24 protein-coding genes are annotated in these 26,973 nt (G+C 64.3%); 12 read left to right on the top strand and 12 right to left on the bottom strand.

Going from position 1 to position 26,973, the window contains the following annotated elements:
* Window positions 1–17: 17 nt before the first annotated feature.
* Window positions 18–1,688 (bottom strand): thiamine pyrophosphate-binding protein, encoded by a 1,671-nt coding sequence (locus EY713_RS07060; protein WP_425374342.1) that lies wholly within the window; start codon window positions 1,686–1,688, stop codon window positions 18–20.
* Window positions 1,689–1,850: 162 nt separating this feature from the next.
* On the opposite strand from EY713_RS07060, the gene EY713_RS07055 reads away from it, so the two are divergent.
* Window positions 1,851–2,480 (top strand): non-canonical purine NTP pyrophosphatase, encoded by a 630-nt coding sequence (locus EY713_RS07055; RefSeq protein WP_131114189.1) that lies wholly within the window; start codon window positions 1,851–1,853, stop codon window positions 2,478–2,480.
* Window positions 2,481–2,555: 75 nt separating this feature from the next.
* Window positions 2,556–3,722: a radical SAM family heme chaperone HemW gene (gene hemW, locus EY713_RS07050; protein WP_131114188.1), complete on the top strand. Its 1,167-nt coding sequence runs from the start codon at window positions 2,556–2,558 to the stop codon at window positions 3,720–3,722.
* Between the two features lie 76 nt (window positions 3,723–3,798).
* Here hemW and EY713_RS07045 read toward each other — a convergent pair whose 3' ends face one another.
* Window positions 3,799–5,004: a penicillin-binding protein activator gene (locus EY713_RS07045; protein WP_227398876.1), complete on the bottom strand. Its 1,206-nt coding sequence runs from the start codon at window positions 5,002–5,004 to the stop codon at window positions 3,799–3,801.
* Between the two features lie 271 nt (window positions 5,005–5,275).
* Here EY713_RS07045 and rsmI point away from each other — a divergent pair, with 271 nt between their 5' ends.
* Entirely contained in the window at window positions 5,276–6,166 is an 891-nt protein-coding gene (gene rsmI, locus EY713_RS07040) for a 16S rRNA (cytidine(1402)-2'-O)-methyltransferase (RefSeq protein ID WP_177525409.1), read from the top strand.
* 10 nt (window positions 6,167–6,176) lie between these two features.
* On the top strand, window positions 6,177–6,545 hold the full coding sequence (locus EY713_RS07035) for a YraN family protein (protein ID WP_245572922.1): 369 nt from the start codon (window positions 6,177–6,179) through the stop codon (window positions 6,543–6,545).
* 3 nt (window positions 6,546–6,548) lie between these two features.
* Here the strand turns inward: EY713_RS07035 and EY713_RS07030 are convergent, their stop codons facing one another.
* From EY713_RS07030 to EY713_RS07020, 3 genes are all read right to left on the bottom strand, one after another.
* Window positions 6,549–6,773, bottom strand: a complete 225-nt coding sequence (locus tag EY713_RS07030) for a BrnA antitoxin family protein (protein ID WP_131114185.1) — start codon at window positions 6,771–6,773, stop codon at window positions 6,549–6,551.
* An 88-nt stretch (window positions 6,774–6,861) separates the two neighbouring features.
* Window positions 6,862–9,345, bottom strand: coding sequence for a hybrid sensor histidine kinase/response regulator (locus EY713_RS07025; RefSeq protein WP_131114184.1), 2,484 nt, complete (start codon window positions 9,343–9,345; stop codon window positions 6,862–6,864).
* Window positions 9,346–9,437: 92 nt separating this feature from the next.
* The gene (locus EY713_RS07020) at window positions 9,438–11,300 is read right to left on the bottom strand and encodes an AI-2E family transporter (protein WP_165491052.1); all 1,863 of its coding nucleotides are present in this window, start codon (window positions 11,298–11,300) and stop codon (window positions 9,438–9,440) included.
* 96 nt (window positions 11,301–11,396) lie between these two features.
* Between EY713_RS07020 and EY713_RS07015 the strand changes: the two genes are divergently transcribed.
* Window positions 11,397–11,774, top strand: coding sequence for a response regulator transcription factor (locus EY713_RS07015; protein WP_131114182.1), 378 nt, complete (start codon window positions 11,397–11,399; stop codon window positions 11,772–11,774).
* A 44-nt stretch (window positions 11,775–11,818) separates the two neighbouring features.
* Here the strand turns inward: EY713_RS07015 and EY713_RS07010 are convergent, their stop codons facing one another.
* Window positions 11,819–12,052 carry a hypothetical protein gene (locus EY713_RS07010; RefSeq protein WP_131114181.1) on the bottom strand — a complete coding sequence of 78 codons (234 nt, stop codon included), beginning with the start codon at window positions 12,050–12,052 and terminating at the stop codon, window positions 11,819–11,821.
* Between the two features lie 111 nt (window positions 12,053–12,163).
* On the opposite strand from EY713_RS07010, the gene EY713_RS07005 reads away from it, so the two are divergent.
* Window positions 12,164–12,391, top strand: coding sequence for a hypothetical protein (locus EY713_RS07005; protein WP_131114180.1), 228 nt, complete (start codon window positions 12,164–12,166; stop codon window positions 12,389–12,391).
* A 6-nt stretch (window positions 12,392–12,397) separates the two neighbouring features.
* Here EY713_RS07005 and EY713_RS22690 read toward each other — a convergent pair whose 3' ends face one another.
* The gene (locus tag EY713_RS22690; protein WP_131196019.1) at window positions 12,398–12,739 is read right to left on the bottom strand and encodes a hypothetical protein; all 342 of its coding nucleotides are present in this window, start codon (window positions 12,737–12,739) and stop codon (window positions 12,398–12,400) included.
* A 390-nt stretch (window positions 12,740–13,129) separates the two neighbouring features.
* On the opposite strand from EY713_RS22690, the gene EY713_RS07000 reads away from it, so the two are divergent.
* Window positions 13,130–13,948 carry an outer membrane protein gene (locus EY713_RS07000; RefSeq protein WP_245504326.1) on the top strand — a complete coding sequence of 273 codons (819 nt, stop codon included), beginning with the start codon at window positions 13,130–13,132 and terminating at the stop codon, window positions 13,946–13,948.
* 119 nt (window positions 13,949–14,067) lie between these two features.
* Here the strand turns inward: EY713_RS07000 and uvrC are convergent, their stop codons facing one another.
* The gene (uvrC, locus tag EY713_RS06995) at window positions 14,068–16,278 is read right to left on the bottom strand and encodes an excinuclease ABC subunit UvrC (protein ID WP_131114179.1); all 2,211 of its coding nucleotides are present in this window, start codon (window positions 16,276–16,278) and stop codon (window positions 14,068–14,070) included.
* Window positions 16,279–16,486: 208 nt separating this feature from the next.
* Here uvrC and EY713_RS06990 point away from each other — a divergent pair, with 208 nt between their 5' ends.
* The 4 genes from EY713_RS06990 (at window position 16,487) to hisN (ending at window position 20,664) form a co-directional block, all read left to right on the top strand.
* Window positions 16,487–18,049 carry an OpgD/OpgG family glucan biosynthesis protein gene (locus EY713_RS06990; protein ID WP_131114178.1) on the top strand — a complete coding sequence of 521 codons (1,563 nt, stop codon included), beginning with the start codon at window positions 16,487–16,489 and terminating at the stop codon, window positions 18,047–18,049.
* Window positions 18,034–18,522: a GNAT family N-acetyltransferase gene (locus EY713_RS06985; protein ID WP_245572921.1), complete on the top strand. Its 489-nt coding sequence runs from the start codon at window positions 18,034–18,036 to the stop codon at window positions 18,520–18,522. The genes EY713_RS06990 and EY713_RS06985 overlap by 16 nt, the downstream gene beginning before the upstream one ends.
* Before the next feature lie 133 nt (window positions 18,523–18,655).
* On the top strand, window positions 18,656–19,615 hold the full coding sequence (locus EY713_RS06980) for an N-formylglutamate amidohydrolase (protein WP_131114176.1): 960 nt from the start codon (window positions 18,656–18,658) through the stop codon (window positions 19,613–19,615).
* A gap of 248 nt (window positions 19,616–19,863) precedes the next feature.
* A complete protein-coding gene (gene hisN, locus EY713_RS06975; protein WP_131114175.1) occupies window positions 19,864–20,664 on the top strand; it encodes a histidinol-phosphatase in 801 nt (266 codons plus the stop codon).
* On the opposite strand, the gene EY713_RS06970 is transcribed toward hisN, so the two are convergent.
* From EY713_RS06970 to EY713_RS06955, 4 genes are all read right to left on the bottom strand, one after another.
* Window positions 20,603–21,862, bottom strand: a complete 1,260-nt coding sequence (locus EY713_RS06970) for a GGDEF domain-containing protein (protein ID WP_131114174.1) — start codon at window positions 21,860–21,862, stop codon at window positions 20,603–20,605. The genes hisN and EY713_RS06970 overlap by 62 nt on opposite strands.
* 125 nt (window positions 21,863–21,987) lie before the next feature.
* Complete coding sequence (locus EY713_RS06965) at window positions 21,988–23,100, bottom strand: hypothetical protein (protein WP_131119384.1); 1,113 nt, start codon at window positions 23,098–23,100, stop codon at window positions 21,988–21,990.
* 101 nt (window positions 23,101–23,201) lie between these two features.
* The gene (gene sciP, locus EY713_RS06960) at window positions 23,202–23,477 is read right to left on the bottom strand and encodes a CtrA inhibitor SciP (RefSeq protein WP_131114173.1); all 276 of its coding nucleotides are present in this window, start codon (window positions 23,475–23,477) and stop codon (window positions 23,202–23,204) included.
* Window positions 23,478–23,775: 298 nt separating this feature from the next.
* Entirely contained in the window at window positions 23,776–25,779 is a 2,004-nt protein-coding gene (locus EY713_RS06955) for an acetyl-CoA carboxylase biotin carboxylase subunit (protein ID WP_131119382.1), read from the bottom strand.
* Window positions 25,780–25,873: 94 nt separating this feature from the next.
* Between EY713_RS06955 and EY713_RS06950 the strand changes: the two genes are divergently transcribed.
* Window positions 25,874–26,566 carry an NnrU family protein gene (locus EY713_RS06950; protein WP_131114172.1) on the top strand — a complete coding sequence of 231 codons (693 nt, stop codon included), beginning with the start codon at window positions 25,874–25,876 and terminating at the stop codon, window positions 26,564–26,566.
* Window positions 26,567–26,973: the final 407 nt, after the last annotated feature.

The following is a 26,973-nucleotide window of genomic DNA, read 5'->3' as shown; positions in this document are numbered from 1 at the left end:
AACGGACCGCACGGGCTTTATGGCCTGGCACGGTCGCGGATCGCCGACAGGGTCGTGGCCGGGGTGATGACCTCGGGATCGACCTTGACGTGGATGATGGATGGCAGACCCGATTGCTGCGCCCGCGCGAAGGCCGGCTGAAAGTCGTCCGTGGCCTCGACGGTTTCGCCATGGCCGCCGAAGGCTCGCGCGTAAGCCGCGAAATCGGGGTTGGTCAGCGCCGTAGCGGTGACGCGGGCGGGATAGTCCCGCTCCTGATGCATGCGGATCGTGCCATACATGCCGTTATCGACCACCACCACGATGATGGCGGCCGCATATTGTACGGCGGTCGCGAATTCCTGACCGTTCATCAGGAAGCAGCCGTCGCCTGAAAAAGCCACGACGACCCGATCGGGATGCAGCCGTTTGGCTGCGACCGCGGCCGGCACGCCATAGCCCATCGAGCCCGACGTCGGTGCCAATTGCGTGCCGAACCGGCGGAACCGAAAGAATCGCCCGACCCAGATGGCGTAATTGCCGGCCCCATTGGTCACGATCGCATCGTCGGGCAGCACCTCACGCAAGGACCGCACGATCGCGCCCATGTCGACGCCCGAACCCTGTGGCGGGACCGGGCCGCTCCAAGCCAGATAATCGGCGCGCGCCTGCTTGGCTGTCTCGCGCCATCCGATTGTGGTCGGTGGCTGTAATCCCTCGAGAGCCGCCGCGAAGGTTTGCGGCGAAGCCTGAATGCCCAGCGTCGGATGATAGACGCGGCCGAGTTCCGCATCCCCGGGATGGACATGAACCAGCCGCTGCGCCGGGACGGGAACGTCGAACAGCGTGTAGGATTGCGACGGCATTTCGGCCATGCGTCCCGTCAGGATCACGAGGTCGGCGGCGGCGATCCGCGCTTTCAGCGCCGGGTTCGGCCCGATGCCGATCTCGCCGGCATAATTGGCGTGATCGGCATCGAACAATCCGGCACGCCGAAACGACGTCGCGACCGGCAGATCGAAGCGCTCGACGAAACGCGCCACCGACGCGCAGGCCTTGCGGCTCCAGCCGCTGCCGCCGAGAACGAGCATCGGCCGCTCGGCCGCCCACAGCATCTGTTGCAGCGCCGCCATCTGGGTTGGCCCAGGCCAGGACAAGACCGGCTCGACACGGGGCGCATCGGCGACCTCGGCGGCCTCGGTCAGCATATCCTCCGGCAAGGCGATCACGACCGGGCCGGGTCGACCCTGCATGGCGACGTGGAAGGCACGCGACACGAGTTCGGGAATGCGGGCCGGATCATCGATCTCGACCACCCATTTGGCGGTCGAACCGAAGAACGCGCGATAATCCATTTCCTGGAACGCGCCTCGCCCGCGCATGCTGCGCTCGATCTGACCGATGAAGAGGATCATCGGCACCGAGTCATGCTCGGCGATATGAACACCATGGGCCGCATTGGTGGCTCCCGGTCCACGCGTCACCATGGCGACACCGGGCCTTCCGGTCTGGCGGGCCGCCGCATCCGCCATCATGGCGGCACCCGCCTCCTGGCGGCACACGGTCACGGCGATGGAGGTGTCGTGCAACGCGTCGAGCACCGCGAGATAGCTTTCGCCCGGCACGCAGAACACGTGCTCGACGCCCTGCGCCAGCAATTGGTCCACGAGGATCTGGCCACCCGTCCGGGAGTTCGGTTCACGCACCATATCGTTCGTCGCTCCTCGGATGATCCTTGCCGGTCGTTCTTAGGGCAAGCCGGCACCCCGGCCAATCGCGATCACACCGCGGTTCTCCGTGTTGGCAGCGCTTCCTGAACCGCCCGGTTCGTGCCAGACCGTGTGATCGACATCGCCTGTTTTGGACCGCTCATGCCCCCGATCACACGCCTCGTCCTCGCAACCCACAATGCCGCCAAGGTGGCCGAATTTCGCGATCTTTTCGCGCCGCATGCGATCGAGATCGTTTCGGCGGGCGACCTCGGCCTCCCCGAGCCCGACGAGACCGGCACCACCTTCGTGGCCAATGCCGAACTCAAAGCGGAGGCGGCCGCTCTCGCTTCGGGCTTGCCGGCTCTAGCCGACGATTCGGGCCTTTGCGTCGATGGTCTCGGCGGCGATCCCGGCATCTATTCGGCGCGATGGGCGGGCAAGCCTGCCGATTTCCCGGCCGTCATGGCGCGGATCGATGCCATGCTGACCGAACGCGGCTTGATGAGTGACGCGCAACGCCGCGCTCATTTCGTGGCGGCCTTGTCGGTGGTTTGGCCGGATCGTCAACGCCTGACCGTCGAAGGCAAGGTCTTCGGCACGGCGGTGCCACCGCGCGGGATCTTGGGCTTTGGCTACGATCCGATGTTCCGACCCGACGGCCATGACAAAACCTTTGGTGAGATGACGGCAATGCAGAAACACGGCATTCCGATCGACGGCTCGCAGGCGCTGTCGCATCGGGCGCGGGCGTTCCAGCTGCTCGCCGCACAGCTGTTTACCGCCCGGTGATGCCATGTTTTACGCCGCATTCACGATTGCGTGTCGAGACGTGACGATAGCGGCGGCTCCATGGCATAAGGGCGCATGAGCGTTCTTCCATCAAACGGCGAATCGGGTTTCGGCATCTACGTCCATTGGCCGTTCTGCCTCTCGAAATGCCCCTATTGCGACTTCAACAGCCATGTCCGCCAAGTGCCGGTCGACGAAACGCGGTTCCTCAGCGCGTTCAAGACTGAACTCGCGCATCGCGCCCGGTTGACCCCCGGCCGCGTTGTGGAATCGATCTTCTTCGGCGGCGGCACCCCCTCGCTGATGCGGCCCGAGACCGTGGCCGGCATCCTCGACGCCATCGCGGTCCATTGGACCATTGACCCGAACACCGAAGTGACGCTGGAGGCCAATCCGACCAGCGTCGAGGCCACACGATTTCGCGGCTATCGGGCTGCGGGGATCAATCGCGTGTCGCTCGGCGTCCAAGCCATGAACGATCCCGACCTGAAGGCCCTCGGCCGTCTTCACAGCGTCGACGAAGCCATGGCGGCGGTCGGCATCGCGGCGTCCATCTTTTCGCGCTTCTCCTTCGATTTGATCTATGCGCGACCGGGCCAGACGCCTGCCGCCTGGGCAGCCGAACTCGACGTCGCCATCGATCGCGCCGCCGAACATCTCTCGCTCTATCAATTGACGATCGAGCCCGACACGATGTTCGAGAAGCTCTACCGGGCCGGCAAGTTGCAGATGCCCGATCAGGACGTCTCGCGTGCGCTATGGGACGTGACGCAGGAGACGACGGAAAAGCGCGGCCTCCCGGCCTATGAAATTTCCAATCATGCGCGGCCGGGCGCCGAGTCGCGGCACAACCTCGTTTATTGGCGCTACGGCGAATATGCCGGGGTCGGTCCCGGCGCACATGGGCGTGTGTTGACCCCGAACGGCCGGCGCGCCCATTCGACGGAGCGGCATCCCGAAATGTGGCTCACCGTCGTCGAGGGCGAAGGCCACGGCATCATCTCGGACGAGCCGCTCTCACCGGAGGAACAGGCCGACGAATTTCTGCTGATGGGGCTGCGCCTCGTCGAGGGCATCGACCCGGCGCGCTATGAGACGCTCGCCGGTCGGCCGCTCGATCGCTCGCGCGTGTCGTCGCTGGTCGAGGAAGGCATGGTCGAGAAGACAGCGACCGGCCGCATCCGCGTCACCAAGGACGGGTTTCCGGTGCTCGACGCCGTCGTGGCCGATCTCGCGGCGTAGAGGTCGGCGGCCCAACGAAGGCGATCATGTTCAGCCTAAAGGGCAGCGACGACGTCGATGCCCATGCGTTCTGACTTTACGTGTTGTTACCCGAGAAGCTACGCGGCGCCGGGCTGACCGTGGTGGCGGCGCCATTGTTGATCTGCAGCACCGCGAGGCCACGCTCGTTCGGACCCTCGGCCCGGAACCGGAAGACGCCATCGGCCCCGTTGAAGCCGGATGGATTGGTCAGGGTCGATTCGGCGAAGCGCTGCGAGCCTTGCGTGCGGGCCAGGGCCGAGACGAGCGACACGGAATCGTAGGACAGCGTGGCGATACGCGCGGGATCGCTGCCGAATTTGGCACGATAGCGGGCCGCAAAAGCATTGAAGCCGGTGTTTTCCGGCGTCGCGAACCAGGCGCCCTGCAGCGCCGGCAGCTTCAACACGCGAGCGTCGTTCCAGATGCCGGTGCCGAGGATCTGCACCTTGTGGCTATCGATGCCATTCGCGGTCAAGGCCTGGGCTACGGCCGGCATCGCCTCCGCCTGATCCGGAATGAACAGCGCGTCGACCTGCGAGAGATTGGCGCCGATGCGGGCGACGGCCGCATTCAGCGTGCTGGGCTGATAGCGCTCGATCGCCTGCACCCGGATATTGCGGCGAGCGGCGGCCTGCTGGAATTCGGCGAGCGCCACATTGCCGTAATCGTTCTCCGGCACGAGGGCCGCGAAGGACTTCTTGCCCTGCGCGGCGGCATAATCGACGATCCGGTCGACGTAGCTCTCGATCAGGAACGAGAGAAGATAGACGCCGTGCGATGCGGCACCCGTATCGGTCGAAAAGCCGATCACCGGGCGATTGGCCGCCTTGGCGACCCGCGCGGCTTCGCGCACATCCCCGGCGAACAGCGGACCGAGCACCAGTTCGGCACCTTCATTGATGGCCGCCTGCGTCGCGTCCCGCGCGCCGTCGGGGGTCGATCGGTCGTCCTTCACCAGAATCGTGAGATCGTTGGAGCCCGATTCGGCATAGGCCAGTTCGGCCGCATTGCGGAGCGACGTGCCAATCGAGCTCGGGTTGCCGTTCTGCGTCAGCGGGAGGATCAGCGCAACCTTATCGGGCCCGTTGCCGATCTGGCTCGAGGAGATGCCGCCGAGCGGCTTCGATTGGACCGGCGACGTAGGGGCCGAGAGAGGCGCATCCGCCAAGGGGCCGCCACCCGGTGATTGCCCACAGGCTGCCAGCAAAGCCGCGAGGCTCACGACGGTTGCGGCCGAGAAGATCGCACGAAAGGTCGTCAACTGAATACTCCGACTCTGACGACCGATGACGCGCGATCGGGCCGCATAAACCAAACCCGAACCACCCTTGGTGAGATCGGACCGTGACAGCGAAAGTTAGTACCGCTTGGACAACGACAGGTAAACTAGGGCAAAGCATGGCGATTCAATCTGTCTCCGCGTTTTCTGCAGGACAGTGGCTTGAGGGACGCGCGCCATGATCGACCACAAGCAAGACGCACCCGACGCGGCGGCCTTCGGGCGGTCGCATGACGCGGGGCGCGCGCAGGATATGAGCTTTACGGCGCTCGGCCTGCGCGCAGAGGCACAACGGATCGAGCCCGGTCTCCATATCGTCGCGACGCCGATCGGCAATCTCGGCGACATCTCGTTTCGCGGCGTCCGAACGCTGGCGGCCGCCGATGCGGTTCTGGCCGAGGACACGCGCGTGACCAAGACGCTGTTGGCCCACTACGGCATCTCGACGCCGCTTGTCGCCTATCACGAGCATAACGCCGCGGCGATGCGGCCCCAGTTGCTCGAGCGCCTGCGGGGCGGGGCGGCGCTAGCGCTCGTGTCCGACGCCGGAACGCCGCTGATCTCCGATCCCGGCTTCAAGCTGGTGGCGGAGGTCGCGGCCGAGGGGCTCCCGGTCACCGCCGTTCCGGGCGCATCCGCCGTGCTGGCCGCCCTCACGGTCGCGGGCCTGCCGACGGATCGCTTTTTCTTTGAAGGGTTTCTACCGTCCCGCACCGCCGCGCGACGGCAGCGGATCGCCGAGCTCGGCGCTATTCCGGGAACGCTGGTGTTTTTTGAATCGGCACGCCGCGTCACCGAGATGCTCGCCGATCTCGCGGCCGTGCTGGGGCCGCGCGATGCCGCCGTGGCGCGCGAACTCACCAAACATTACGAAACGGTGCGACGTGGCCCGCTCGATCGGCTCGCGGCGGAGTTTCTTGCAGAAGGTCCGCCACGGGGTGAGATCGTGGTGCTGGTCGCGCCGCCGATCGAGGGCAAACCCGTCTTCGCGGAGACCGATCTCGATGCGAAGATCGGCGAGGCCATGCAGCGCCTGTCCGTCAAGGATGCGGCAACCGTGGTGGCGGCCGACACCGGCCTACCGCGCCGACAGGTTTATGCCCGCGCCATCGAACTTGCGGCCCGCAACCCGCGCCAACCATGATCGACCGGATATGACCCGCGATCGAGCGATCGCCAACGCGTTCGGCCTGCGGGCCGAAATGGTCGCGACGCTTTTGCTGGTCTGCAAAGGCTATTGGCCGCTCGCCCGCAACTATAAAGTGCGTGGCGGCGAGATCGACATCATCGCGCGGCGCGGCGGAACCGTGATTTTCGCCGAGGTCAAGGCGCGACCGCGCCTCGCTGACGCCATGGTGGCGATCTCGGCCACCAAGCGCCAGCGCATCGAGCGCGCCGCCAGGGTTTGGCTGTCGAGCAACCCTTGGGCGGCTCATTGCGTCCTGCGGGGCGACGGCGTCTTCGTGGCGCCGAGGGCATGGCCCAGCCATGTCGAGGACGCGTTTCGGTTGAACCTGATGTGAGGGTTAAAGCCCTGCGGCGGCGCGCAAGGCGGCATTGATGCGATCCTGCCACCCTGGCCCATCGGCCTGGAAGGCTTCGAGCACATCTTGATCGAGCCGCAACGACACGGTTTCCTTTGCGTTGGGGATCGCGGGTTTTTTGACAGCCTCAGGAATGGTCGGGGCCGCCGGCCGGAACACCGCCTCGGCAGCGTCCCACGGGTCCTTCGAGCGGCGCGGCGGTTTCATCGCATGGGTCCATCAGCTTCGGCCGGAGCGGGTATCGCGCGGCGCGTTTTTGTATAGGCCACCGTGCCGGCCCCGAGAAGCGCAAGCCTTAGGCGACAAGCCCTTCGGCGCTGGGGTCGGTTTCGGCCAAGGCGCGCAACTGTTTGGCAAGCGCGCCGAACGTTGTGTCGCCCTTGTTCAACACCTGACTGGCGCCCCGCAGGCGCTTGCGATCAGCCAGGGTCAAGTCGGCGGCCGTTAAGACGATCACGGGTGTTTCGGCGCAACCGGCTATCTCCCGAAACTTCGGCAGGAACGCAAAGCCATCCATGATCGGCATGTTGACGTCGAGAACCACGACCTGCGGCACGCCCTCGGCCACCCGATCGAGCGCCTCCTGACCGTTGGCGGCTTCGACGACCGTCCAGCCATCGCGCTCGAGCACCACCCGCATCCGCTCGCGGGTATCTGCCTCATCATCGACCACGAGGACCGTGCCGCCCGCCTCGCGGAACCGGTCCATCACCTGCTTGAACCTGTCCCATTGAACCGGCTTCAAGACATATTCGGAGGCCCCCAGCGACAAAGCCAAGCCGCGTTCGCTCACAAAGGTGATCATGACGACCGGAATGGCCTCGAGCGCCGGATCGGATTTGAGCACGCTGAGCACAGACCACCCATCCATGCCGGGCATCATCACATCAAGCAGAATCGCACGCGGTTTCATGGCCCGCGCCATCTCGATGCCGGTCCGGCCATCGGCCGCCGTGCGCGCACCAAATCCCTCGCGCGCGAGAAAGCGGGACATCAACTCCCGCTGGGCCGGATCGTCGTCGATGACCAGCACCCAGTCTTTTTCGATGTCGGCGCTTCCGCCCGGGCGCGTCGTCGTCGCGTCGGCCGCTGTTTCGTCCTGATCGTGAAGCTCGCTCGGCGAGGGCGACCAGACGGCCGGCACCATCACGGTGAAGACGCTGCCCTGACCAAGCCCGCTCTCGACCGCGATGTCGCCGCCCAACATGACGCTAAACGCCTTCGAGATCGATAGGCCGAGCCCCGTTCCGCCGAACTTCCGGGTTGTCGACGCATCCGCCTGACTGAACCGCAGGAAGAGTTTTTCCAATTGCTCCGCCGACATGCCGATGCCCGTGTCGCTGACCCGAAACGACAGCCACTGCGCCGGGCCTGCCCCCACGATGCGGGTCGCCCCCAGCGTGATGGTCCCGCCTTCGGTAAATTTCGCGGCGTTGCTCAGAAGGTTGAGCAGGATCTGCCGAAGCTTGGTGACATCCGATTGCATGACGCCGAGATCGTGACCGAGATCCAGGACCAACCGATTACCCTTCTTGTCGATCAGGCCTTGCACGGTCGAGGCCACCTCCTGGAGCGTGGTCGCCGTGTCGAATGTCTCCGAGAAAACCTCCATCTTGCCGCTCTCGATCTTCGACAGATCGAGCACGTCGTTGATGAGGCCGAGCAAATGGCGCGCGTTAGCTTCCACCTTGCGAAGATCGGGCGAGAGTTCGGTCGGATCGGCGCCGTCGGCGATTTCCTCCTGCATCATCTCGCTGTAGCCGATGATGGCCGACAGCGGGGTCCGCAGCTCGTGGCTCATGTTGGCGATGAAATCACTCTTGGTGCGATTGGCTTCTTCGGCCGCATCCTTCGCGGCGCTGAGCCGGTCCTCCGCGTCGCGCATGTCGGTGACGTCGGTGTTGGTCCCGAACCAACCGAGAATGCGACCGTTGGGGTGAGACTCGTCCGGACGATCGTGGATCGGCATGGCACGCGATAGAAACCAGCGATACTCGCCATCTTTGCCGCGGAGCGGAAACGTATCCTCCCATTCGGCGCCGTCGCTGAACGCCTTGGCGATATGGGCCACCACACGCTCCATGTGGTCGGGGTGATGCACGTCCTGCCAGCCCCAGCCCTGCATCTTCTCGGGCGTCGTGCCGGTGTAGTCATACCAGCGGCGATTGTACCACACGATCGCACCCTCGGGATCGGTCATCCAGGCGAGTTGCGAGATGGAATCGGCCAGGGTGCGGAATTTGGCCTCGCTCGATCGCAAGGCTTCTTCGGCGCGACGCCGCTCCGTGCTGCCCCAGAGTTGCTCGATCGCTCGGGCCGGCTCGAGATCCAGCACCACGTCCGGCGTGCAATCCGTGAACACGATGGCGCTGCCGAGTATCGCGCCGTCCTCCGCCGTCATCGGATAGGACGAGTAGCGAGCCACGAAGGACGACCCGTCTTTGCGCCACAGCAACTCAGTGTCGAGCCGCACGGATCGGCCGCTCGTCAACGTATGGATCAGCGGACAAGCCTCGATCGGAAACGGCGAGCCGTCCGGTCGCGTGTGGTGGATGGTCTGATGCATGTTGCGCCCGAGAAGCTCGTCGGCTGTCTCGTAACCAAGAAGCGCGATGGCAGCCGGATTGACGAAGATGCACAGCCCCGCCCGATCGACGCCGTAAACGCCGTCGCTGACCGCATCGGCGAAGCCGAACCACTTTGAGACCACCTGGCCGCCCAGTTCCAGGGCGGTGCGGTCGACCGGCTCGGCCAAAAATTCCTGCGACGATTGTGACATCTCGGCTCCGGCTATCCGCAACCCGAGCGTTTTCTGCGCCGAGCTCAACGGACGTCAATCGCCAAACCTCAGGATCGATCCAAAGAGGCGTCTTACGCTGGGAGCGGGAGGCTTTCGGCCTCGGCCACGGCCGGTGAGGGATCTGCGGCCGGCACGCGAGCCGCCGTAGCTCGACAGAAGGCGAGTAGTTCACCCAGAGACAGCACGAGATGTTCGTCGCCACCCTCGGCACGCAGCTCTGACAAAAGCGGGCTATCGCGGCCCGCGTGCCAAAGCCCGACGACAATGACGGCCTGCGGCATTTGCTTCTGAATGCGCTTGATGAAGTAGCGGATGCCCGAGACGGTACTTCCCTCCTCCAGCATGGACAGGCAGCACAGGACGGTCCGGTCCATGTTGGCCGGCATCGCGCGCGCCGATCCGAGCACGAGATTGGGCTCCATCCGGGCGCCGAAACCGTCAGCGACTAAGGATTGCACCGCCATCGTGGCGGCGAGATCATCGAGCTGTCCACGCCCCGGAATGCAGATCACGGCACCCTCGCGCCGCCAATGGTCCGGGAGCGATGCTGTTTCGACGGCCCCGGCATGAGGCCGCACGGTATCGGCACTGAGGCGAGCCAGCAGAGCTTCGATCTGGGCGTGGATCGCTTCGAGGCGCTCGAACGCCAGCGTGTCGCGGGCCAGATCGCCCTGTGCCAGAGCCAAGCCGGACAAGGCGACTTTGTCGTAATAGTCGGTCAGCGATGTTGTCGCGATCTGCTTGGCGGCCGCCGGGGCCAAGGCCAAAGCCTGGCCCTCGAGCGCGCGCTGATAGAAGGTTTCGGCGGGCGTGAGTGGCGGTCGATCGCCGAGGATCACGTCGAGAAACGCCAGCGCCTCGACGTGGCGGCCGATCACCACCAGACACACGGTCAACGGCGTCGCGATCAGAAGGCCGACCGGCCCCCAGAGGAGCGCCCAGAAAGCCGTTGCGACGATGACGGCCAAAGGCGAAAGCCCGGTGCTATGCCCATAGATCAGCGGCTCGATCACTTGACCCATGATCATCTCGGACCCGACGAACAGGGCCAGCACCAAGAGAGCGAGCGACCAGCCCGGCGAGACCGCGATGGCCAGGAGAAGCGGCGGGACCACCGCAACCACGACGCCGACGAAGGGAACGAACCGCATCGTCGCCGCGAGAATCCCCCACAGGAGGGGGTTGGGCAGGCCGACGAACCACAAGCTGACGCCGATCAGCACACCGAACGAGGCATTGAGCGCGAGTTGGAATAAAAAATACCGCGAGAGCCTGCTGGCCGCGTCGTTCATGGCCAAGATCGTCCGATGCAGATCGTGACGTCCGACAAGCCGAACCAGCCGATCACGCAGATCCTCGCTCGACATCAGAATGAACAAGGTGAAGACCAGCACGATGCCGCCGGTCGCCAGCGGACCGAGCAGCGGCTGCGCGAGCGTCTTGGCGAGCGACAGGCCCGACACGTCCTGCAGTCCGAGCGTCGCGGCCGGATTATCGGCCGGCTTCTTGTCTGCGGCTGGAGCGCTGCCCGCGTCCGGTTTCGCGGTCATGCCTTTGGTATATTGCTCGATGAAGCCGACGCCTTTGGAAAGCGCGTTCCATTTCTCCGTGATGGTGGTGCGATAGGCCGGCAGACTGGTGGCCAGCGATGTGGCCTGCCCCCCGACCACGACGCCAAGGCTCCCGATCGCTCCGAAGGCCAGCGCCACCACGATCAGAACCGACAGAACCCGCGGCAGTCTGAGGCGTTGAAGAAGGTTACAGGCCGGTGCGAGAACGAAGGCCAGTAAGGCGGCCAACACCAGCGGCACCATGAGTTCCTGGCCAAAGTAGAGCGCCGCGACCGTGATGGTACCCGCATACATGACCGGCAGAATGGACCGGCTATCCGACGGCGGCAGGATCACGGTATCGTCTGTCGATGACTGGCTCACTGGCGATTCCTGTCCAAGCGGGATGGTCGACGCTGGTGGATGAACGACCATTCGACTAACACACATGGAACGCCAGTAGATGCACAAGGAGCCACGATGACCAAACTACTCCTTGTCGAAGACCACGAGGAACTCTGGGACTTTCTGTCGAGACGGCTCAGGCGCCGCGGGTTCGACGTTGTCCTGGCGCATAACGGCCAGCAAGCGCTCGAAAAGGTGGCGAGCGACGAGCCGGATTTAATGTTGCTCGATATGGATCTCCCGATCATGGATGGTTGGACCGTGGCCAAAACGCTGCGGACACAATCAAACGCGATCCCGATCATTGCTTTGACGGCGCATGCGATGAGCGGCGATCGAACCAAGGCACTGGCCGCAGGCTGCGACGAATATCATTCGAAACCGGTCGATTTCGACCTTTTGCTGACCCAGGTCGACGAGGTGCTGCTGCGCCGGGAAGAGAAGGAGGCCTAAGCGTCTCATGCGCGAGGCCCCGAACACCTGGCTCGCCTCGGCTGTCAGGACGGCATGTCGAGCCAGGCCCGGCAGGTGCGGCTCACCTTGGCCCGGTTGGGACGAATGCAGGTCTTAAGCTGTTTGGACGCCGACAACCGGTGATCGCAAAGCCTCTCCATGTCGCCCGCGCAGGCCGCCAATTGCTGCTCGCGCCGGCTCTGACCTTGCGCCCCGGCCAGGGCGGCGGTCGAGAGTGTCAGGAGCAGCAGCGCGCCGCAAACCATTCGGGTCAACATGATCGCAAAGGTCCTTGTGATGAACCCGCCAGAACGGCGGGCGATTTGTGAATGGTCACGTCGCAGCGGCACATGCTAGAGGGCTTCGAACTGCTACGGGAGCCGCCTCGCATGATCCTTTTCGAAACGACACAGAAAAGCCAGGTCTGGCTGAATCCGCTCGACGTCACGTCGATCGAGCATGTTCACACAGGCTCGGTCGTGACCATGAACAATGGATCGAAATTCTTTCTGGTTTTGGAGCCGGCCGTCGTGGCGGAACAGATCCATGTGGCATTCGGCGACGAGGACATGGCGGATGACGACATGTCAGACGCGGTCACGCCCTCCGTCTCTTAAAACACACTACCCGGCGAGGCTGACTCGCCGGGAGTTCTGCCGAGGCGCGAGACCCCAGGTTTCGGGACCGGATCTCGCTTGCTGGAACAGCACCAGCCCGGCCTGCCCCCCTTCCCGCGTCAGACTCGCCTCCGTGCAGGTTCCGGCGATCTCGCGGCCGCTTTCGCGAAGATGCGCTCGCGAATTGCAAAAGAGCGCTAGCCGTGCGCGCTCCTGCGCCGAAAAGCCCAGCGACAACTCGCGTGACTGGCTTGGCGTCGACCGGCAAATCTGAGCGAACAAAGCATCCGAGATGGGGCAAACATCCTCGGACGGGCGGCCGTGGTTCGCTGTCGACGTATTTTGCATCACCAAGCTCCAAGCCTTCGCAACGTTGAAGAGCCTCGACCATGATGGTTAACGAACTGTAACGGCCACACACCCGCCATCAATTCGCGAACAAACATGCTCCGCATTCTGACCCGCAATAGACGGATGATGTGCATGAAAACACTTGCTGAACGTCAGCCCCAAGACGTTCAACTCAGTCGCGGAACCCAAACGACACATCGTTCTCGTTTTCATCCGACGTTGCTACGCTCAAGCAAATCTCAAAAAGGATCTACTTACGACACTGGCCACGTTTGTGACTGAACTGCAACAGACTGGACCAAAGCAGGGCGACGCCGAACAAACGCTTTGCCTGTGCAAGCTTATCTCGATTTATGAAGGGAGACATTTGTTTAAGAGGATTCGACGATGCATACCAGACTAGCGATGATCGCCACCGCAATCGCCGGGTTGACGTCGGGAGCCGCTTTCGCCGCTGATCTGCCGCTGCGGAGCGCACCGCCTGCCTTCGTGGCTCCACTCCCGATCTTCACCTGGACCGGCGCTTACTTCGGCATCAATGCGGGTGCAGTGTTCGACGCCGACACCCGCTACCGCACCACCGGTGCGACGGCTGGCAACCAGGCCGCGATCACCGGCAATTTCCGTCCGGGCCAATACCGCACCCAAGACAGCGGCTTCACGGCAGGCGGCACGATTGGTTACAATTACCAGTTCGGCGTCGGCAACGGCCTCGTGATCGGTATCGAGGCTGATGCCGCCTATACGGATCTGTCGAAGACCGCCAACAACTTCGCCTTGATCGGCGGCGCCACCTACCTGACCCAGTATCGCTCGGGTCTCGACTATCTCGGCACAGTTCGCGGCCGCATCGGCTATGCCTATAACCAGTTCCTGATCTACGGCACGGGCGGCTTCGCCTACGGCGGCGTGAACAGCCGTCAGACGCTCTTCGCCGCCGATGGCACCGGAATCTTCACCGGCAGCCGAAGCTCGACCGAAACGGGTTACGCTTACGGCGGCGGCGTCGAATATGCGCTGCCCACAGGATCGTTCCTCAACTTCTTCCACTCGAGCGCCGTCACCATCAAGGCCGAATACCTGCATTACGATCTCGGCAGCCGGACCCTTGCTGTGAACGCGATCAACACCGGCATTGGCCAGTACAATTCTCGTGTGCGCGCCGATGGCGACATCGCCCGCGTCGGTCTGAACTACAAGTTCTGATCGAGCAGCCGTCCGACGTCGTCGGTCGCACGGTTCGTAGTCATCTAACGCTCCGGCCCAAAACAGATCTATGTTTTGGGCCGGAGCGCGTCTACGCGATCACGGTGCGCCGTCGCGCGTCAGCCGCCCTCGTGAAAATGATCGTAGATCCGCTTCGCGGTCGCGGCATTCAGGCCCGGCACCTTTTCGAGATCGGCCAGCGTCGCCCGCCCGATCGCCTTGGCGGTGCCGAACGCGTGGAGAAGCGCCCGCTTGCGGGCCGGCCCGATGCCGCCGATCTCCTCCAGCGGGCTTTTGGTGAAATCTTTCTTGCGGCGCGCCCGATGCGTCCCGATCGCAAATCGATGCGCCTCGTCCCGCAGTCGCTGAACAAAGTAGAGCGCGGGATCGCGTTCGTGCAGCTTGAACGGCTCACGCCCGGCCGCAAAGAAGGTTTCGCGCCCGGCATTGCGCTCCGGCCCCTTGGCGATACCCACCACCGCCACGCCATGCGGCGCGCCGCCCTCGCCGAACATCACGGGCACGCCAAGCTCGACCAGGGTCTCGCGCACGACCTCAAGCTGCCCTTTGCCGCCGTCGATCAGGATCAAGTCCGGCCATTGCGGCGTGTCGCCGACTTCCGACAGCGGGGTCGCCTCCCGATCCTCTGATCGGTCCTCGGCGATTCCGGTCTGATGGGCCAGCACGTCGGCCGCCTCGGGCGGAAGATCCGTCGCCGATCCGCGCGCACCATCGGCCTGACCGACCGTTGCGGCCGGCGGCGCATCCTTCATGAGCCTCGCAAAGCGGCGACGCAGCATGTCCCGCATCATGCCGAAATCATCGCCGGGCGTGAACAGCTTGTCGTTCATGTTGAAGGTTCGGTAATGCGGCTTCAAGAAGCCCGAAGGTCCGGCCACGATCATGGCGCCCACCGCGTTGGTGCCCATGATGTGCGAGTTGTCGTAGACCTCGACTCTATTGAGTGTCCGGGTCACACCGAAGGCGGCCCCGAGCGCGGTCAGAAGCTTTTCCTGGCTGGCGGTGTCGGATAATTTGCGTGACAGCGCCTCCCGCCCATTTTGGGCCGCATGATCGACCAGATCTTTCTTCTCGCCCCTCTGCGGCACGGCGATCTCGACGCGATAGCCCGCGCGCTCGCACAAGGCGGCCTCGAGCAGGCCCTGGTCATCGACAGAATGCGACAGCAGAATGAGACGCGCCGGCGGCTTGTCGAGGTAGAATTGCGCCAGAAACGCACCCAGCACCTCGGCTGGCCCGAGGCTCCGATCGGCGCGCGGATAATAGGCGCGATTGCCCCAGTTCTGATACGTGCGGAAGAAGAAGACCTCCACCGCATATTGTCCGGCTTCTTCGAGGATTGTGAAAACATCCGCTTCCTCCACGCTCTTCGGGTTGATGCCCTGCGTGCCCTGGATGGCCGACATGGCGGCGATGCGGTCGCGCAACCGCGCCGCCCGCTCGAACTCCATCGCGTCGCTGGCCGACACCATATCGAGCGCGAGACGCTCCCGCACAGCGCGGCTCTTGCCGGTTAAAAAGCCGCGCGTCTCCTCGACCAGTTCGGCATAATCCTCGCGACTGACCTCGTCGGTGCACGGCCCGGCGCAGCGCTTGATCTGATGCAGCAGGCACGGCCGTGTGCGGTTCTCGAAATAGCTGTCCGAGCAGGAGCGGAGCAGAAAAGCGCGCTGCAGCGCCGCCAGCGTGCGGTTCACCGCCATGACGCTCGCAAACGGACCGAAATAGTCGCCTGTCCGGTTGCGTGCGCCGCGATGTTTGGTGAGTTGCGGCGCGCGATGGTCCCCCGTGACCAGAATATAGGGGAAAGACTTGTCGTCGCGGAGCAGCACGTTGAACCGCGGCCGCATCTGCTTGATATAGTTGGCTTCGAGGAGCAGCGCTTCGGTTTCGGTCGCGGTCGATACGAACATCATCGAGGCGGTGGCGGCAATCATTTGCGCGATGCGACGCGAATGGCCCGTCGCCCGCGTATAGCTCGCGACCCGCTTCTTCAGGCTCTTGGCCTTGCCGACGTAGAGCACCTCGCCGGCGTCGTTCAGCATGCGATAGACACCCGGCCCGAGCGGGAGCGCGCTCCAATAGCGGCGGATCACGGCCGCGCCGCTGCGGACCGAGGCCGGAGCGGCGCTCTCGTCATCCAACCCGAGATCGATCCCCGAGGCGGCCTCGTCAAACCCGTCGGCGTCGTCCTCGCTCAGACGATCGTCGCTGACCTCTTGGCTCATCATCTCCTGCTGCCGCAGCTCTGGTTGCTCTTGCCCGGTATCCGAGGCGTCGTGGGTCGAAAGGGGGGCGGACCGATTCATCGGCACAACATAAGCACCGGCCGGCGGCGCGGGAAGACGACGGACGCACCCATCGCGCCTCAGTCCCCATAATGCAAGTTCTGCCAGCAAAAGCCGTCGGATCCCGGCCCGGTGGGTTGCCCCGGCCCCGTAAGCCCGCTACCTCCGCTGCGGGCGTGGGCTTCGGTCGATGCTCGTCCTTGTGTTACGTTTGCGCCGAAGTGTGATCATGCAGGACCTCAACCGTCGTCGTGTCGTTTCGGGCCTCGCGGCCGGAGCAGCCCTCGGCCTCGCGCCGCGCGCCTTCGCCCAAACCGCTCCGGGGCAGCCCGTGCCGAAATTTGGCTTTGAAGATGTTCTGAAACGTGCCCGTGAACTCGGCACCGCGCCGTTCGAGGCGACGCCCCCGGCCCTCCCGGATTCGATCGCCAGGCTCGACTTCGATGCTTGGCGCGACATCCGGTTCAGGCCCGACAGGGCGCTGCTCGGCCAGGACGGCAGTCCGTTCCGGTTGGAGATGTTCCATCTCGGCCATCTCTATCCCCGCCCCGTCACGGTCAACATCGTGCATGAAGGGATCGCGACACCCGTCCCCTATTCGACCGGGCTGTTCGACTACGGCCGCAACAAGATCGACAAGCCGCTGCCGGTCAACCTCGGCTTCGCCGGCTTCAGGCTTCATTATCCGCTGAACCGTCCCGACGTCATGGACGAGGTCATTGCGTTTTTGGGTGCGAGCTACTTCCGCTTTCTCGGCCGCAATCAGCATTACGGCATGTCGGCCCGCGGCCTGACCGTGAATGCAGGCACCGACAACGAGGCATTCCCGTTCTTCCGCGAATTCTGGATCGAGGCGCCGGCACCGGGGGCGACGCGCGTGACGATTTATGCGCTGCTCGACGGCGACGCCGTCACTGGCGCGTTCCGGTTCGATCTTTATCCCGGCAACGAAACCGTCGTGGATGTCGATATGACGCTCTTTCCGCGCCGGTCGGGTGCCAAGATCGGCATCGCAGCGCTGACGTCGATGTTTTTCACGAGCCAGAACGACCGCCGCTTTTCAGGCGACTTCCGCCCAGAACTGCACGATTCCGACGGTCTGCTGCTCCATTCCGGCACCGGCGAATGGATTTGGCGTCCGCTGCGGAACCCCGCCATGACGGAGGTCTCGGCCTTCCTCGACAGCAACACCGCCGGCTTCGGCCTGCTGCAACGCGATCGCAGCTTCGAGGACTATCAAGACCTCGATCTGAATTACGAATTGCGGCCGAGCTACTGGGTCGAGCCACGGGGCACCTGGGGCGAGGGCCGTGTCGAACTGGTGGAACTACCGACCTCCGACGAGACCAACGACAATATCGTCGCGGCCTGGACGGCGCATGACCCGATCGAGCAAGGCAAGTCGGTTTCCTACGCCTACAGCATCACGTCGAGCCTCAACCTCACCCGCCTGTCGCCGGGTGGGCGGGTTAGCAAGACTTTCCAGACCCAGGCGCGCTCGCTCGGGTCCAACGAGGTCGTGGCACCCGGATCACGCCGCTTCCTGATCGACTTCTCGGGCGGCGATCTTTCCTATTTCAGCGCAGACCCCTCGCTCGTCAGTGTCGTGCCGACCTCCACCAGCGGCAAGATCACGCGCTCGTTCCTGGTCCCCAACCCGCATATCGGCGGGTTCCGCGCGGCGATCGACGTGGCGCTCGACCCGAACCAGAGCACGGATCTGCGCGCTTTTCTTAAAGCGGGCGATCGCGCCCTCACCGAGACATGGACCTTTCCGTGGAAAGCCGTTTAGGCGCGCGGCCCGCGTTCCGCACCGAACCGCTGCTGCGCGAGGCGCGACCGGACGACCTCGACGCGCTGGAACGCTTGGAATTGGCGGCCTTCCAGTCGGATCGGCTCTCGCGCCGCAGTCTGCGCTACTTCATCGCAGCGCCGACCACTTACGTTCCGGTGGCGGAACACGAGGCCGTGGTGGCGGGCTATGCGATGATCGGCTTTCGGGCCGGCTCGGCGCTCGGACGCATCTTTTCGTTGGCGGTCGACCCCGGCTTTGGCCGGCTCGGCATCGGACGCGCGCTTCTCATCGCCTGCGAGGAACGCGCCCGCAAGCGGGGCAGTCGTGCGGTCCGTCTCGAGGTTCGTGCCGACAATTCTGCCGCCATCGCGCTCTATGAGGCTTCGGCTTATCGACGGTTCGGCAGCGAGCCCGGCTATTACGAGGACGGGGCGACGGCGCTACGCTTCGAAAAGTCGCTCGCGACGTGACCAGACCGGACCGATGCGGCCTTGACGCCGAGCCGGTCGGGGGAGCCAAATCGGTCGATCAGGCGCCCTGGTGCGGCGGCCGATCCGGGTTCGTTACGGCAAAGGCGAAACCAGATCGTCAAAAAGGACTGTCATGAGCAAAGGTGTCGAGGGGGGAAGCTGGATCGATCGTGCCCTCGAGGCCGGGCATATCGTCGAGCCCGAACTCGATCCACCTTTCGACGTGCTCGAGCCGGATGTGCTCGGCTCCTGCCTCGTTCTGTCGTCACCGCATTCGGGCAGTGCCTATCCGGCGCGTTTCCTCGCTAGCGCCCGTCTCGATCCGATCAGCCTGCGCCGATCGGAGGATGCATTCGTCGACCAATTGTTCATGGGCGCCCGGGCGTTCGGGGCACCGCTGCTGCGCGCGCGATTTCCTCGCGCCTATCTCGACGTCAACCGCGAACCGTATGAGCTCGATCCGCGCATGTTCGACGGGCGCTTGCCACCTTTCGTCAACTCACGCTCCATGCGCGTTGCCGGCGGGCTCGGCACGATCGCGCGCGTCGTCGGCGAGGCGCAGGAAATCTACCTGAAGCGGCTGAGCGTCGACGAAGCGATCCGCCGGATCGAATATCTCTACAAACCCTATCATGCGACCCTGCAGGGCCTCGTCGACAGGGCCATGATGCAGTTCGGTCAGACGCTGCTGATCGATTGCCATTCGATGCCCTCGTGTGCCTTGGGTTCGGCCCATGGACCGATGAACCGGGATGATCGGCTTAAAGCCGATTTCGTCATCGGTGACCGCTATGGCACGAGTTGCGGACGGGCCATCACCGAAACCGCCGATGCCGTCCTCAGCGGTCTTGGCTACGCGGTCGAACGCAACAAACCTTACGCGGGCGGCTTCATCACCGAAAATTACGGCCATCCGGCTGGAGGGCGGCATGCCCTTCAAATCGAGGTCAATCGCGCCCTTTATATGAACGAAAGGCTGATGCAGCATGGTCCGGCTTTCGAGACGGTCGCGTCTCATCTCTCGGACGTCATGGCGGCTCTGGCGGCACTGATGGACGGCATGAGCGCGACCGAACGCGCTGCAGCGGAGTAAACGGTGCCGAGGCATCAGCGCTCGGATGGACCTCGGCCGAAAAACCTGCCACCAAAACGAAAGAGGCCGCTCGCGTTACCACAAGCGGCCCAAGTCTAGGGAGGAAACGCCCAAGGAGGGCATATGCAGCAAGATCATTGCCGCACCGCCGCAATATGCCATCGCACTGCAACAAATGCAAGCCCCTTGCAATAATTCCCGCCGACCGAGCGAATACTCTCACGCTTTCACGGTGACCCGGAGCCAGCATGACCACAGTCGACTTCGAAGCCTTCGTGTCCGATCTGGCGAAAGCCGCCGGCGACATAATCCTGCCGTTCTTCCGCACGCGGGTTGCGACGCAGGATAAAGCCATCGGTGCGGCCTTCGATCCGGTCACGGAGGCGGACCGCGCCGCCGAGACGGTCATGCGCCGGATGATCCTCGATACGTTCCCGGCCCATGGCATCGTCGGTGAGGAATTCCCCGATCATCAATCCGATGCGGATTACGTTTGGGTGCTGGATCCGATCGACGGAACCAAGAGCTTCATCTCCGGACTTCCGCTCTGGGGCACGCTCATCGGGCTCGAACACCACGGCCAGCCTGCCTACGGGATGATGAGCCAGCCGTTCACGCGCGAACGCTTCTTCGGGGATGGCGGGCGCGCAACCTGGTCGGGTCACAACAGCCACGACACGCCGATCACCCAGCACCTTACCACGCGGACTTGCGCGAGCCTGGGCGACGCTACTCTCTTGACCACCAGTCCGTTGCTGATGAGCGAGGAGGAGCATGCCCTCTATCAACGCGTCGAGCGCGAGGTGCGGCTCCCCCGCTTCGGCGGCGACTGCTACGCCTATTGCATGCTCGCGGCGGGGCATGTCGATCTCGTGATCGAGGCGGGGCTGAAGCCGTATGATATTGCGCCACTCATCCCGATCATCGAAGGCGCCGGTGGCGTCGTGACGACTTGGGACGGCGGGAATGCGGCCAAGGGCGGCCGGATTATTGCAGCCGGGGACCCTCAGGTGCATGAAGCGGCGCTGACGCTGCTGACAGACAGGTGAGCGGCTGAGGCATCACCGGCTCCGCTAACACAACCTCGATCGCGCGGGTGGCATCGCGGCCGCTCGTCTTGGCGATATACAAAGCCTGATCCGCCGCACGCAGCAATTCGGCGATCAGGGAGGCGCTGCCGACATCGGGCGCGTCGCATGGAGCGGCAGCGGCACAGCCGAGGCTAATCGTGACGATCGACTTGTCATCCGCATCCCCATGCGGCAAGGCCAGAGCCCGGATCGCGAGCCGAAGCCGCTCGGCGATTGCCACCGCGCCAACCTGATCGGTCTGCGGAAGGATGACCGCAAATTCCTCGCCACCATAGCGACAGGTGATGTCGCCCGGTCGCACGCCGGCCGCCAGGGTGGTCGCGACCGTGCGAAGGCATGCGTCGCCGGCGGGATGCCCGTGATGATCGTTGAACCGCTTGAACGCATCGACGTCGATCATCAGCAGCGCGAGGGAGTTCCCGGTTTGCCTCGCCTTGGCATAAGCGAGCGGCATCGCCTTATCGAACAGCCGCCTGTTCGGCAAACCAGTGAGCCCATCGGTCTCGGCGTCGGACCGGTGCTGGCGCTCCGCCCTCTCTTTCACCAGAAGGATCATCGCAAAGGTCACCATCAGCGAGAATCCGATGGTGGTCAGAGCCACGAGGCCAAGGCTGTGCAGGGCCTGGGTCGATAAACCCGCGCCACTGGCAATCCCGGTGCGGATGATCCGGCCCACCAGCAACAGGCTTTGAAACGCCAGCAATCCGACGATCATCCATCGGGCCGGTGGCCCGCTCCGCCGCTTCGACCAGAACTGAAACATCGTCATCGCGACCAGCATCAGATCGAGGATCGAGGCGAGCACGATCCGCGCCCTCAAACTCTCGGCGAAACCGGGGATCCAGAACGCCAGGATCCAAATCGCGCAAGGAAGGAGAAAGGGCAAAGCGCTCGGCCGCCGCCCATCGACAACTCTGCTGGCCGCCCAAAGCGATGCAAAGGCGAGGAAAAACGCGAGGTTGCCCGATAAAATGCCCAAGCGCTCCGGCAATTCGAAGCGCAGCAGCGTGCCGGCCCCGCCGAGGAAGCAGCATCCCGCCATCCACAGCATGGCATCCTGCTGTCGATCCTGCAGCCATGTCGCCACGCAGATCGCCACCGACAGACCGGCCACGAGCATACAGGCGACGAAGAGTGTCGGGAGATCCAGAACCATAGGGCGCGTCGGTCACGGGAATGTTGACGCGACGGCTTCCGGCACAAGGGTGTCGACGCGTCGCGTTATGACCATAGTCGGTCGTCCTCCTTTGTAGAAGTCGTTTGTACACGTGGAGGTGGTGACTAACGACCGAGCGCAAGCGTCCGGCGCAGGAGGGTTCTGCGGCTCGTGACCGTGCATCCCTCCACCGCGAGCGTCACATAGTAAAGGTCCGGATCATCGCCGCTTTGATCGAAGTTGCGCGAGGCGTCATGACGGTCGAGGATCGCAGGATAGGCGAGCAATTGACCGCCCGATCGGCACGGATCGTCATAGAGCGTCGGCCCCGGCAGCAGCAGACGCGGGTCGCTCCAGGTCAACAGATCACGCGAGCTGGCGACATAAAAGCCAGACACCGGAAACAGCGTCTGGTCCGCCTTGGCTTGGAATACGGCGAGCCAGTCACCGCCGGACCGCCGCCGCACCAGTGACCCGACCGGGGCCGGGAACGGACCGATCGGAGCACAAGCCGGTTGACGCTCCATGCGGCGCTTATACGGATCCGCAAAGGCGACCGAAAAGCCGTGACCATCGAAGGCGCGCCAGGATTGCGGATCGCCGGGCGTCGCGGTGCGGAACAGGCAAACGCCGTTCGGCTGCCCGTCCCACCCCGTCGTCGAGGCCATGACATAAAGCCAAGGCCCGTCCGAGACGATGTTCGAGGGATTGAAGAAGCCACGATGCCTCCCCTGCCCGACCTCCTGGCCGAAGGGGGCCGAGGCGACGACGGGGTGCTGCTCCTTGACGAAGGTCGCGCCACCATCGGTCGAGCGTGCGGCCAGCACGGTATTGAACCAACATTGCATATAATCCGCGAAGCGGCATCGGCCGGGGTGTTGGTTGGCCTGATATTCGTGGTGGATCAGGGCATCGACGATCGTGCCGTCGCGCGTCCAGGTCGCGGTGATCCAACTCTGGTCGTCGTAAGCCGCCGGGTCCGCATTGCCATGCGAGACGAGTGTGGGCCGGCAATCGATCGTGAGGGTGCCAAGATCGGGGCCGGTGAGGTTGCGGTTCTTCGTATGCAGCCCGAACAGCCTTACACCGCCATGGGCCTCGCGAAATGCGCGGGCCGGGGCATCGGGAACGTCATCGCCATCGCAGGCATCACGCGGAGCCGCAAAAACGATCTCGGGAGAACCGGTGAGATGAACGACGGGGGGAGCAGGAGGGTTGCCGGGCTGCGCCAGAGCCATATTGGCCAGAACCGGCAGCAGCAGCACCACGACCGCCAACACTGCGCGACGCGCCGCCCCGAGCGGCAGGACGCCCTGGCGCGACGCCCATGACGACGCCGTCACTGACGGTAGTGCTGAATCCGTGTGGTCCGCAGGCCGGCGAGGCCATGCTGGTCGATCGACATTTGCCAGCTCAGGAATTCGTCGACGGTCAGCGTATAGCGACTGCAGGCTTCCTCGAGCGACAGAAGGCCGCCGCGAACCGCCGCCACAACCTCGGCCTTGCGCCGGATGACCCAGCGCTTGGTGGAGGGCGGTGGCAAATCCGCGATCGTCAAAGGACTTCCATCTGGCCCGATGACATATTTGACTCGGGGCCGAAGCATTTCCACCATTGGTCAACTCGCAAACACAAACTCTACGCGCTCGATCACAATGTAGGACCAGCGACTTAAAGTTTGGATAAGCCCAAATCACGCGATGGAGCCAAGTTGTTACCATTTCGTTAAGATTACCCACGCCGACATGGTTTCAGCAGCAAAGTTGCTTCTCTTCGATACACAGTTTTAGGCTTGATTAACCAGCATCTTGCCGAAAACAACGACTCTGCAAAAAAGACACATTCCAAAGCTTTATCGACGGATGGCCGATGACAGGCTTGCCGACGCTCGATCCGGCCCGAAACCGCGAGCGTCAGGCGAATTCCATCAGCACCGCATCCACCGCGATGCTGTCGCCCGGCTTGGCCGCGATCGACGCGATGGTGCCGTCCCGCTCGGCCAGCAGCACATTCTCCATCTTCATGGCCTCGACCACCGCCAGCGGCTCACCGGCCTTTACATCCTGCCCGATCGTGACCCGGATCGCGGTCACCAGACCCGGCATCGGGCAGAGCACGACCTTGCCGCTGTCGCCCAGCACCTTCACGGGCATCAGCGCCGCCAACTCCGCCTCGCGCGTCGTCAACACCTGCACCTCGGCCACCGCGCCACCATGCATCAGCAGCACGCCGTTGAGATGCGGCCGCACCTGGAACGCCACCGAAGCCCCATCGATCGTGCCGGTCCACACCGGCGCGCCCGGCCGCCAGGTCGAGCGCACCTCGCTGAGGCCGCCATCCTCGAAGCGCAGCAGCGCCCCGCCGCCCGTCGTCACGATGGTGAAGCGGAAATGCTGCTCCCCCACGCGAGCGACGCGCGCCGTATCGAACGCCACCGGCCGGGCCGCATGCAGCTGCCCCGAAATGCCGCGCTTGCGCTGGTTAAGCAGATGGTCGATCGCGCCCGCCACCGCCGCGAACCGCCGCGCCGCAACGCCCGTCGGCACATGGTTGGCGAAGCCGTCCGGAAACTCGTCCGCGATGAAGGCCGTCGACAGCCGCGCCTCTTTCCAGCGCGGATGGGTCATCAGTGTCGACAGAAACGGGATGTTGTGGCGGATGCCGTCGATCGCAAAGGCATCCAGCGCCCGTGCCTGCGCCGCCACGGCCAAGGATCGGGTCGGCGCATGCGTGATCAGCTTGGCGATCATCGGATCATAATAGATCGACACCTCGCCGCCTTCGACGAGGCCCGAATCCACCCGCACCGTAATGCCGGCGTCGGTGCCCTCCTGCGGCGGCCGATAGGTGCGGACCCGCCCGGTCGAGGGCATGAAGCCGCGCGTCGGATCCTCGGCATAGATGCGGCTTTCGACCGCCCAGCCGCGCATCACCACATCCTCCTGCCGGATGCGAAGCGGCTCCCCGGCCGCGATGCGGATCATCTCCTCGACGAGATCGAGCCCGGTCACGAGTTCGGTCACCGGATGCTCGACCTGCAGCCGCGTGTTCATCTCGAGGAAGAAGAAGGATTTGTCCTGCCCGGCCACGAATTCGACCGTACCGGCCGAATCGTAATGCACGGCCTTGGCCAGCGCCACCGCCTGCTCGCCCATCAGGCGCCGCGTCGCCTCGTCGAGCAACGGCGAGGGCGCTTCCTCCAGCACCTTTTGGTTGCGGCGCTGGATCGAGCATTCCCGCTCGCCGAGATAGACCACGTTGCCGTGTTTATCGCCCAGCACCTGGATTTCGATGTGGCGCGGATCGGTGATGAATTTTTCGACGAACACCCGGTCGTCGCCGAACGCAGTCGCGGCTTCCGAGCGAGCGCGCGCAAAACCCTCGCGCACCTGCGCCGCATCGAAGGCGATCCGCATGCCCTTGCCGCCGCCGCCCGCCGAGGCCTTGATCATCACCGGATAGCCGATATCGGCCGCGATCATCACGGCGCTTTCGGCATCCTCGATGATGCCGAGATGGCCCGGCACGGTCGTGACATTCGCCGCATTGGCGAATTTTTTCGACTCGATCTTGTCGCCCATGGCCCGGATGGCGCCGGGGTTCGGCCCGATGAAGGTAAGGCCGGCCGCCGCCAAAGCCTCGGGAAAGGCCGCGCGTTCCGACAGGAACCCATAGCCCGGATGCACCGCCTCGGCCCCGGTCTGCCGGCAGGCCTCCACGATGTTGTCGATCAGCAGATAGGATTGCGCCGCCGCCGCAGGGCCGATCGCCACAGCCTCGTCGGCCATCTCGACATGCAGCGCATCCCGGTCCGCCTCCGAATAGACCGCCACGGTGGCGATCCCCAGGCGGCGAGCCGTTTTGATGATGCGGCAGGCGATCTCGCCGCGATTGGCAATCAGGATCTTGGCGAACAGGGGGAGCCTCGTCGGACCGGTGGACCTGCTCCACTTTCTATAGCAGAGGATGAGATCGACAAAGTCGGCGTGTGCGAACCAGCGGGAGACGGACATGGACGGCGCCGAATGGGTTGCGGTCGCGGCGATCGCCTTCGTGGGCACGCATTTTCTGCTGTCGCATCCGCTACGCCAGCCCCTCGTCGCGCGGCTCGGTGAAGCCGGCTTCATCGGCCTCTATTCGGTCATTGCCGCCCTCACGCTCGGCTGGCTGGCCTTCGCCTACCGCGCCGCGCCCGCGAGCGCGCCACTCTGGGATGTCGGCAATGGCCTTTGGGCCGTCGCCACGCTGGTGATGCTGGTGGCCGCGATCCTGCTCATGGGCTCGCTGGTCAAGAACCCGGCCCTGCCTAATCCGGGCGGCGCACCCGTGGTGGGCGAGGCGCGCGGCGTCTATGCCGTCACGCGGCATCCGATGATGTGGGCCTTCGCGCTCTGGGCCGCCTGCCACATTTTGGTTTATCCGCTCGCCGCCAATATCGTGCTGTCGCTCGCCGTTCTGGTGTTGGCGCTGGTCGGCGCCGCCTTGCAGGACCGCAAGAAGCAACGCCTGCAGCCCGACACCTGGCGGGCCTGGGAAGCCAAGACGAGCTATCTCCCCTTCGCGGCCCTCGCGCGCGGCCGCGCCCGGATCAGCGGTTTCGGCCTGCATGCACTGGCCGGCGGGGTCGTCGTGTGGCTCGCCGCCACCTGGGCCCATATCCCGCTGGCCGGATGGGCGGCCGGGATCTGGCGCTGGGTGGGGTGAGGGGGTTGTGATCCTGAGAGGATAACGCGAGCGCGTTTCGCTTGGCGGATGTCCGCAGGATCAGAGCCACGACTCAGTTGATGTGAGAAAGCCGCAAAGCTCGACGGACACGTCCTATCCAGCTCGATCCGCCGTTTTCCCGGTTGGCCTCCGACTAGACCGCTACGGTGGCGATCCCCAAGCGAAGGGCCTTTGATGATGCGGCGGGCGATTGCTCCGCGATCAGCAATCAGGATTTCGGCGAACAGGGCGGTCTCGGGGTGCCGAACGTCATTCGGGCTGTATGGCGCGGGATGGGGTGCCGCAAGGGGCGCCGCATCTCAGCGCAGATTAATTACGGAGAGCGCAACTCGTCCATTGATCGACACGAGGACCACAGTCTGCCGAGTACATCCACTAGAAATGGA

This window comes from Lichenihabitans psoromatis (assembly GCF_004323635.1).
Lineage (GTDB): Bacteria > Pseudomonadota > Alphaproteobacteria > Rhizobiales > Beijerinckiaceae > Lichenihabitans > Lichenihabitans psoromatis.
This window is presented reverse-complemented; position numbering and strand designations above follow the sequence as displayed.

Bases quoted from the DNA above. Each gene is read 5' to 3' on its own strand.
- EY713_RS07060 (WP_425374342.1), bottom strand. From the start codon at position 1,688: ATGGTGCGTGAACCGAACTCCCGGACGGGTGGCCAGATCCTCGTGGAC.
- EY713_RS07055 (WP_131114189.1), top strand. From the start codon at position 1,851: ATGCCCCCGATCACACGCCTCGTCCTCGCAACCCACAATGCCGCCAAG.
- hemW (WP_131114188.1), top strand. From the start codon at position 2,556: ATGAGCGTTCTTCCATCAAACGGCGAATCGGGTTTCGGCATCTACGTC.
- rsmI (WP_177525409.1), top strand. From the start codon at position 5,276: ATGAGCTTTACGGCGCTCGGCCTGCGCGCAGAGGCACAACGGATCGAG.
- EY713_RS07035 (WP_245572922.1), top strand. From the start codon at position 6,177: ATGACCCGCGATCGAGCGATCGCCAACGCGTTCGGCCTGCGGGCCGAA.
- EY713_RS07030 (WP_131114185.1), bottom strand. From the start codon at position 6,773: ATGAAACCGCCGCGCCGCTCGAAGGACCCGTGGGACGCTGCCGAGGCG.
- EY713_RS07025 (WP_131114184.1), bottom strand. From the start codon at position 9,345: ATGTCACAATCGTCGCAGGAATTTTTGGCCGAGCCGGTCGACCGCACC.
- EY713_RS07015 (WP_131114182.1), top strand. From the start codon at position 11,397: ATGACCAAACTACTCCTTGTCGAAGACCACGAGGAACTCTGGGACTTT.
- EY713_RS07010 (WP_131114181.1), bottom strand. From the start codon at position 12,052: ATGTTGACCCGAATGGTTTGCGGCGCGCTGCTGCTCCTGACACTCTCG.
- EY713_RS07005 (WP_131114180.1), top strand. From the start codon at position 12,164: ATGATCCTTTTCGAAACGACACAGAAAAGCCAGGTCTGGCTGAATCCG.
- EY713_RS22690 (WP_131196019.1), bottom strand. From the start codon at position 12,739: ATGCAAAATACGTCGACAGCGAACCACGGCCGCCCGTCCGAGGATGTT.
- EY713_RS07000 (WP_245504326.1), top strand. From the start codon at position 13,130: ATGCATACCAGACTAGCGATGATCGCCACCGCAATCGCCGGGTTGACG.
- uvrC (WP_131114179.1), bottom strand. From the start codon at position 16,278: ATGAATCGGTCCGCCCCCCTTTCGACCCACGACGCCTCGGATACCGGG.
- EY713_RS06990 (WP_131114178.1), top strand. From the start codon at position 16,487: ATGCAGGACCTCAACCGTCGTCGTGTCGTTTCGGGCCTCGCGGCCGGA.
- EY713_RS06980 (WP_131114176.1), top strand. From the start codon at position 18,656: ATGAGCAAAGGTGTCGAGGGGGGAAGCTGGATCGATCGTGCCCTCGAG.
- hisN (WP_131114175.1), top strand. From the start codon at position 19,864: ATGACCACAGTCGACTTCGAAGCCTTCGTGTCCGATCTGGCGAAAGCC.
- EY713_RS06970 (WP_131114174.1), bottom strand. From the start codon at position 21,862: ATGGTTCTGGATCTCCCGACACTCTTCGTCGCCTGTATGCTCGTGGCC.
- EY713_RS06965 (WP_131119384.1), bottom strand. From the start codon at position 23,100: ATGGCTCTGGCGCAGCCCGGCAACCCTCCTGCTCCCCCCGTCGTTCAT.
- sciP (WP_131114173.1), bottom strand. From the start codon at position 23,477: ATGGTGGAAATGCTTCGGCCCCGAGTCAAATATGTCATCGGGCCAGAT.
- EY713_RS06950 (WP_131114172.1), top strand. From the start codon at position 25,874: ATGGACGGCGCCGAATGGGTTGCGGTCGCGGCGATCGCCTTCGTGGGC.